Here is a 5,594-nt window from a genome sequence, read left to right as displayed (position 1 = left end):
AGGTCTACGTTTCGCGATCCGTGAAGGTGGCCGTACAGTAGGTGCTGGTGTTGTTGCTAAGATCTTCGACTAATTCTTAACGAATTAAACGAAATCTTGCACTGTTCTTCTTTTTGAAGAAAGCGCATCTAGAAAGAGGGGAGCTTAGGCTTCCCTTTTTCATATTTGGTTATAAGCAGTTTCATGGCTTAGTAAAGCCAAGCTAAAACTTTTCACATTTTATTTCATCAGCTTACTCAACCTACCAAAAACAACGTGATCCCAACGGTTTTTCGTCCTAGTAAATTACCTCTAATTGCCCCATTTTCTATAACTAATCGATCTAATACTTAGGCGTGATCTGTCTGGTAGTGGGAATGGTTATCTTTTATATTTCGAATCTAGGTTTAAGTCATAGGTTTCGATATGTACATTTGTCTCTGTCATGGTGTCTCTGACAAAAAAATTCGTAAGTTGGTGATTGAAGAAGGTGTGACCGATATGCGCGGAATTAAAAAGTGCACTGCGCTTGGTAGTCAATGTGGCAAGTGTGTACGTGCAGCGAAAGAAATTGTTAATGAAACCGCCGCCGTAAGCCTATTTAAGCAGGCCAGTTAACCTGCAAGCACAGTCCTTGTTTTGACAGCTTCTTATTTGGAACTAGAGTTAAAAGAGCCGATAAGGAGGGCGATGTCATGAAAGGTGATCCAATCATAATTCAACACCTCAACAAAGTGCTCGGTAACGAGCTCATAGCTATAAGTCAATATTTCTTGCATGCACGCATGTACAAAGACTGGGGGTTAAAGCACCTCGCGGACAAGGAGTATCATGAGTCAATCGATGAAATGAATCATGCCGATCATTTGATTGAACGCATCCTCTTTTTGGAAGGCTTACCTAACCTACAAGACCTCGGAAAGCTGATGATAGGTGAAGACGCGAAAGAGATGCTTGAGTGCGACCTTAAACTCGAAATGGCGGCGATTCCAGATTTGAAAGCGGCAATAGCATATGCTGAAGACATCCACGATTACGTTTCTCGTGATCTGTTTCAAGACATCTTAGCAGACGAAGAAGAGCATGTGGATTGGTTGGAAACACAGTTGGGTCTGATCGACATGACAGGCATCCAAAATTACCTACAAGCGCAATACGTCGATGAAGATAATGACGATTAAACAACAATTTGTCGCCCACGTTTCCCAGCCAGTATCGAGTTAAAAATCGTTGTTACTTGTTGCTGGCTGCCACACTATATTTCTCTTGCTTAAACTGCTTTCTTTCTGTACTATTCGTGCTCCTTAAAACTCAGTCAATTATCTTTAGTTCCTTGCTTCCTCTGGACGACTGAGCCAATTGTGGAAGCTGAATAATCCGTAAGGAGCAACCCATGCGTCATTACGAAATCGTATTCATGGTGCACCCAGATCAAAGCGAGCAAGTTGCTGGCATGATCGAGCGTTACACTGGTTCTATCACTGAAGCTGGCGGTACTATCCACCGTCTAGAAGACTGGGGTCGTCGTCAACTGGCTTACCCAATCAACAAGCTTCACAAAGCTCACTACGTTCTAATGAACGTTGAAGCTGACCAAGCTGTAATCGATGAGCTAGAAACTGCTTTCCGTTTCAACGATGCAGTTCTACGCAACATGATCATGCGTACTAAAGCAGCGATCACTGAACAGTCTATCATGCTTAAGCAAAAAGAAGAGCGCGCTCCACGTCGTGACGACCGTTCTGAAGCTAAGCCAGAAGCTAAATCAGAAGCTGCTGAGTAATTTAACTTATGGCCAATCGAATGGAGTTAAGTGGCGCTGTTGCTAAACCTCCAATTCGAAGTAAAAGTCCAAGTGGAATTGAACACTGTCGATTTTGGCTAGAGCATCGCTCCACCGTTATCGAAGCTGATTTACCGAGACAAGTTTATTGTCGTATGCCGGTTGTTGTCAGTGGACCAAGGTCACAAGCTTTAACTCAGAATTTAGTACAAGGCAGTAGCATTAAGGTAAGTGGTTTTGTCGCTTATCAAACCGGCCGAAATGGCGTGGGAAAATTAGTGCTTCATGCCGACAACATTACTCAAATTTAAGATCAGGAGATAGCCCATGGCTCGTTTCTTCCGTCGTCGTAAATTCTGCCGTTTCACTGCAGAAGGCGTACAAGAGATTGATTACAAAGACGTAGCAACTCTTAAAAACTACATCACTGAAGCTGGTAAAATCGTACCTAGCCGTATCACTGGTACAAGCGCTAAGTACCAGCGTCAACTAGCACGTGCTATCAAGCGTTCACGCTACCTAGCTCTACTACCGTACACTGACAAGCATCAGTAATCGGTTCCGTTTATTAAGAAAGAGGATTAAGCAATGCAAGTTATTCTACTTGATAAAATCGGTAACCTAGGTGGTCTTGGCGATACAGTAAACGTTAAATCTGGCTACGCTCGTAACTTCCTTATCCCTCAGGGTAAAGCAGTTATGGCGACTAAAGGCAACGTTGAAATGTTCGAAGCTCGTCGTGCTGAACTAGAAGCTAAAGTTGCTGAGCAACTAGCTGCTGCAGAAGCTCGCGCTGAGAAAGTTAACGCTCTAGAAGCTGTTGTTATCGCTTCTAAAGCTGGTGACGAAGGCAAACTATTCGGTTCTATCGGTACTCGTGACATCGCTGACGCTATCACAGCGGCAGGCGTTGAAGTTGTTAAGAGCGAAGTTCGCCTTCCTGAAGGTGCTCTACGTAACACTGGTGAGTTCGAGATCAGCGTTCAACTTCACTCTGAAGTTTTCGCGACAGTTAACCTACAAGTTGTTGCTGCTGAGTAATTTTCAGTATCAAGACGATTTAAAAAGCACCTGTTTACAGGTGCTTTTTTTATGTCTGCAATTCTTCGGAGCGGGGAAGCTTAAAACACGAACAGCAGGTTGACTGAAAACATGCTATCGGTTTTCTCCAATCCTTCAGGCACTTTGTCATGGTACTGGCGAGAGTGCGTCAGCTTAAGTGCAATATCTTCAGTGATGTTATTTATCGCGCTGACGTCGGTGTCGAGCCGGGTATTACTGCGACCCGAAACGACGGTCGCTGAAGCCGATAAGCTCAGAGTGTCGACTACCTGCCACTTAGACGAGATATTTCCTCGAAAGATCGCCTCTTCGACTGTCCTTGGAACGACGATGTCGTCATCATCAATTTCATCAAGGTTAGGTTCTTGATAGCGATAACCCGGACCAAGTTCTACTTCGAGTATCAGTGTTTCCGTATTCGCGACCTGATAACCCAAACCACCTGAAAGGGTATAGTCTTTAAAGTATGCGCTGTAAAGTGAATCCACACCTTCAAAACTGCCATACAGATACGTACTGGGACCCAGCTTGTAGTCGCTTTGCGCTTTATAAGTAGACTGGCGTCTATCCTCTTCACCGTCTTTATACAGCAAGTAATATTTCCACTCGCCACTGCTACGGTAACGTCCAGATGTGTAGTCCGCTGCGACACGCGCGTTTAGCGAACGGGTATCGGAATTACCCGTGTGAGACTGATAGCCAAACTCGACTTCAGTATCCCACGGTGAAGGTACGTCAATCTCAGCATCTCCCTGCTCTTGATCTGCTGCCATGCAGAGCGCTGGTATCATTAAACCAACAGCAAGTAACCAATACTTAGACACTAACGACCTCTAGATTTATATAGGGGGTGATAATATTAATGCGAAAACTGGTTGTATTGGTCAATGCTGGGTTAAATATCTTATGCAACCCGACAATCTGTCGGCTAGTTGCAGACAACGCTGTCTTTCTCGCTATAATGAGCGGTCAACATCAAGTAGTAGAGCAATACCATGGCCGAATCGAGAACAGAAAATCGCATGAAAATGATCAGAGACGCACAGGTTGATGCAATCAAAGTGCCCCCTCATTCTTTGGAAGCGGAACAGTCCGTTATTGGTGGTCTGCTACTGGATAATGAGCGTTGGGATACGGTTGCAGAACGCGTGGTGGCGAAAGACTTCTACAGTCGTCCACACCGTCTGATTTTTGAAGCGGTTAAGTCGATTCTCGAAGACAGCAAACCGCTCGACTTGATTACGTTGTCTGAGTTCCTTGAACTGCGTGAACAGCTCGACGATGTTGGTGGTTTTGCGTATCTGGCTGACTTGGTTAAGAACACCCCGAGTGCCGCGAACATCAACGCCTACGCAGACATTGTCGCAGAGCGCGCGCTGGTTCGTGATTTGATTGGTGTTGCGAACGAAATTGCAGACGCGGGTTACGATCCACAAGGTCGCTCATCGGAAGACCTACTCGATTTGGCAGAGAGTAAAGTCTTTGCGATCGCCGAGTCTCGTACCAATGAGAACGAAGGTCCGCAAAACGTTGATAATATCTTAGAGAAAACCCTTGAACGTATCGAATTGCTCTACAAGTCGCCACAAGATGGTGTAACAGGCGTCGATACTGGCTTTACCGACCTCAACAAGAAAACTGCGGGTCTACAAGGTTCTGACTTAATTATCGTTGCGGCACGTCCATCGATGGGTAAGACCACCTTCGCGATGAACTTGTGTGAAAACGCCGCGATGGAGCAGGAAAAACCCGTTCTGATCTTCTCGCTAGAGATGCCAGCCGAACAGATCATGATGCGTATGTTGGCGTCGTTGTCTCGCGTAGACCAGACCAAGATTCGTACCGGTCAGCTCGACGATGAGGATTGGGCGCGCATCTCTTCTACCATGGGTATCCTAATGGAGAAGAAGAACATGTACATTGATGACAGTTCAGGTCTAACACCTACCGAAGTACGCTCACGTGCACGTCGTATTGCTCGCGAACACGGTGGTTTGTCAATGATCATGGTCGACTATCTCCAGCTGATGCGTGTACCAGCGCTTTCGGATAACCGTACTTTAGAAATCGCCGAGATTTCTCGCTCGCTTAAGGCATTAGCTAAAGAGCTGAATGTCCCTGTGGTTGCACTGTCGCAGCTTAACCGTTCTCTAGAGCAACGTGCTGATAAACGCCCGGTAAACTCGGACTTGCGTGAATCGGGATCCATCGAGCAGGATGCCGACTTGATCATGTTTATCTACCGAGATGAAGTGTACAATCCCGACAGCTCTATGAAGGGCACCGCAGAAATAATACTCGGTAAGCAACGTAACGGTCCTATCGGTTCTGTGCGCTTGACTTTCCAAGGACAATGGTCGCGCTTTGATAATTATGCCGGCCCAGCTTTTGATATGGATGATGAGTAACGAATGAGTTACATGAAAGCAGCAACGGCAATCGTTGAGCTCAACGCTTTGCAACACAACCTTGAGCAGGTTAAAGCTCACGCTCCAAATAGTAAATTGATGGCAATCGTGAAAGCCAATGGATATGGTCACGGAATATCACAGATTGCCAGCCACGCAACTCTTGCAGATGCATTTGGCGTGGCGCGTATGGAAGAAGCTCTAAAACTCCGCGCAAGTGGAATCGTGAAACCTATTTTGCTGCTTGAAGGTTTCTATGCTGCTGAAGACTTACCTGTTTTGGTGGCGAATAACCTTCAGACTGCTGTGCATTGTATCGACCAGCTCGAAGCTCTCGAAAATGCTCAGCTAGACACACCAGT

At 45.8% G+C, this 5,594-nt stretch carries 9 protein-coding genes and 1 pseudogene; 9 read left to right on the top strand and 1 reads right to left on the bottom strand.

Annotated elements, in window-relative coordinates:
• The 7 genes and pseudogenes from HCZ42_RS21460 to rplI form a co-directional block, all read left to right on the top strand.
• Window positions 1–73 (top strand): annotated as a pseudogene (locus HCZ42_RS21460) (elongation factor Tu); the annotation flags it as partial.
• 332 nt (window positions 74–405) lie between these two features.
• Window positions 406–597: a (2Fe-2S)-binding protein gene (locus tag HCZ42_RS21455; RefSeq protein ID WP_167422703.1), complete on the top strand. Its 192-nt coding sequence runs from the start codon at window positions 406–408 to the stop codon at window positions 595–597.
• 77 nt (window positions 598–674) lie between these two features.
• Window positions 675–1,160, top strand: coding sequence for a bacterioferritin (bfr, locus tag HCZ42_RS21450; protein ID WP_167422702.1), 486 nt, complete (start codon window positions 675–677; stop codon window positions 1,158–1,160).
• Window positions 1,161–1,372: 212 nt separating this feature from the next.
• Entirely contained in the window at window positions 1,373–1,762 is a 390-nt protein-coding gene (rpsF, locus tag HCZ42_RS21445) for a 30S ribosomal protein S6 (RefSeq protein ID WP_167422701.1), read from the top strand.
• A gap of 8 nt (window positions 1,763–1,770) precedes the next feature.
• Complete coding sequence (priB, locus tag HCZ42_RS21440; protein ID WP_167422700.1) at window positions 1,771–2,073, top strand: primosomal replication protein N; 303 nt, start codon at window positions 1,771–1,773, stop codon at window positions 2,071–2,073.
• A 16-nt stretch (window positions 2,074–2,089) separates the two neighbouring features.
• A complete protein-coding gene (gene rpsR / locus HCZ42_RS21435; RefSeq protein WP_000090472.1) occupies window positions 2,090–2,317 on the top strand; it encodes a 30S ribosomal protein S18 in 228 nt (75 codons plus the stop codon).
• 33 nt (window positions 2,318–2,350) lie between these two features.
• Window positions 2,351–2,803, top strand: a complete 453-nt coding sequence (rplI, locus tag HCZ42_RS21430) for a 50S ribosomal protein L9 (RefSeq protein ID WP_167422699.1) — start codon at window positions 2,351–2,353, stop codon at window positions 2,801–2,803.
• Window positions 2,804–2,883: 80 nt separating this feature from the next.
• Here the strand turns inward: rplI and HCZ42_RS21425 are convergent, their stop codons facing one another.
• Window positions 2,884–3,648, bottom strand: coding sequence for a DUF481 domain-containing protein (locus tag HCZ42_RS21425; protein WP_368484202.1), 765 nt, complete (start codon window positions 3,646–3,648; stop codon window positions 2,884–2,886).
• A 171-nt stretch (window positions 3,649–3,819) separates the two neighbouring features.
• Here HCZ42_RS21425 and HCZ42_RS21420 point away from each other — a divergent pair, with 171 nt between their 5' ends.
• Both HCZ42_RS21420 and HCZ42_RS21415 read left to right on the top strand, forming a co-directional pair.
• Window positions 3,820–5,232 carry a replicative DNA helicase gene (locus HCZ42_RS21420; RefSeq protein WP_167422698.1) on the top strand — a complete coding sequence of 471 codons (1,413 nt, stop codon included), beginning with the start codon at window positions 3,820–3,822 and terminating at the stop codon, window positions 5,230–5,232.
• Between the two features lie 3 nt (window positions 5,233–5,235).
• A partial coding sequence (locus HCZ42_RS21415; protein ID WP_175579593.1) for an alanine racemase occupies window positions 5,236–5,594 on the top strand: 359 nt, incomplete at its 3' end.

Origin of the sequence: Vibrio hepatarius, from assembly GCF_011806575.1 — a bacterium.
Lineage (GTDB): Bacteria > Pseudomonadota > Gammaproteobacteria > Enterobacterales > Vibrionaceae > Vibrio > Vibrio hepatarius_A.
Note: the sequence above shows the minus strand (reverse complement) of the source record. Positions and strands in the feature narration are given on the sequence as shown.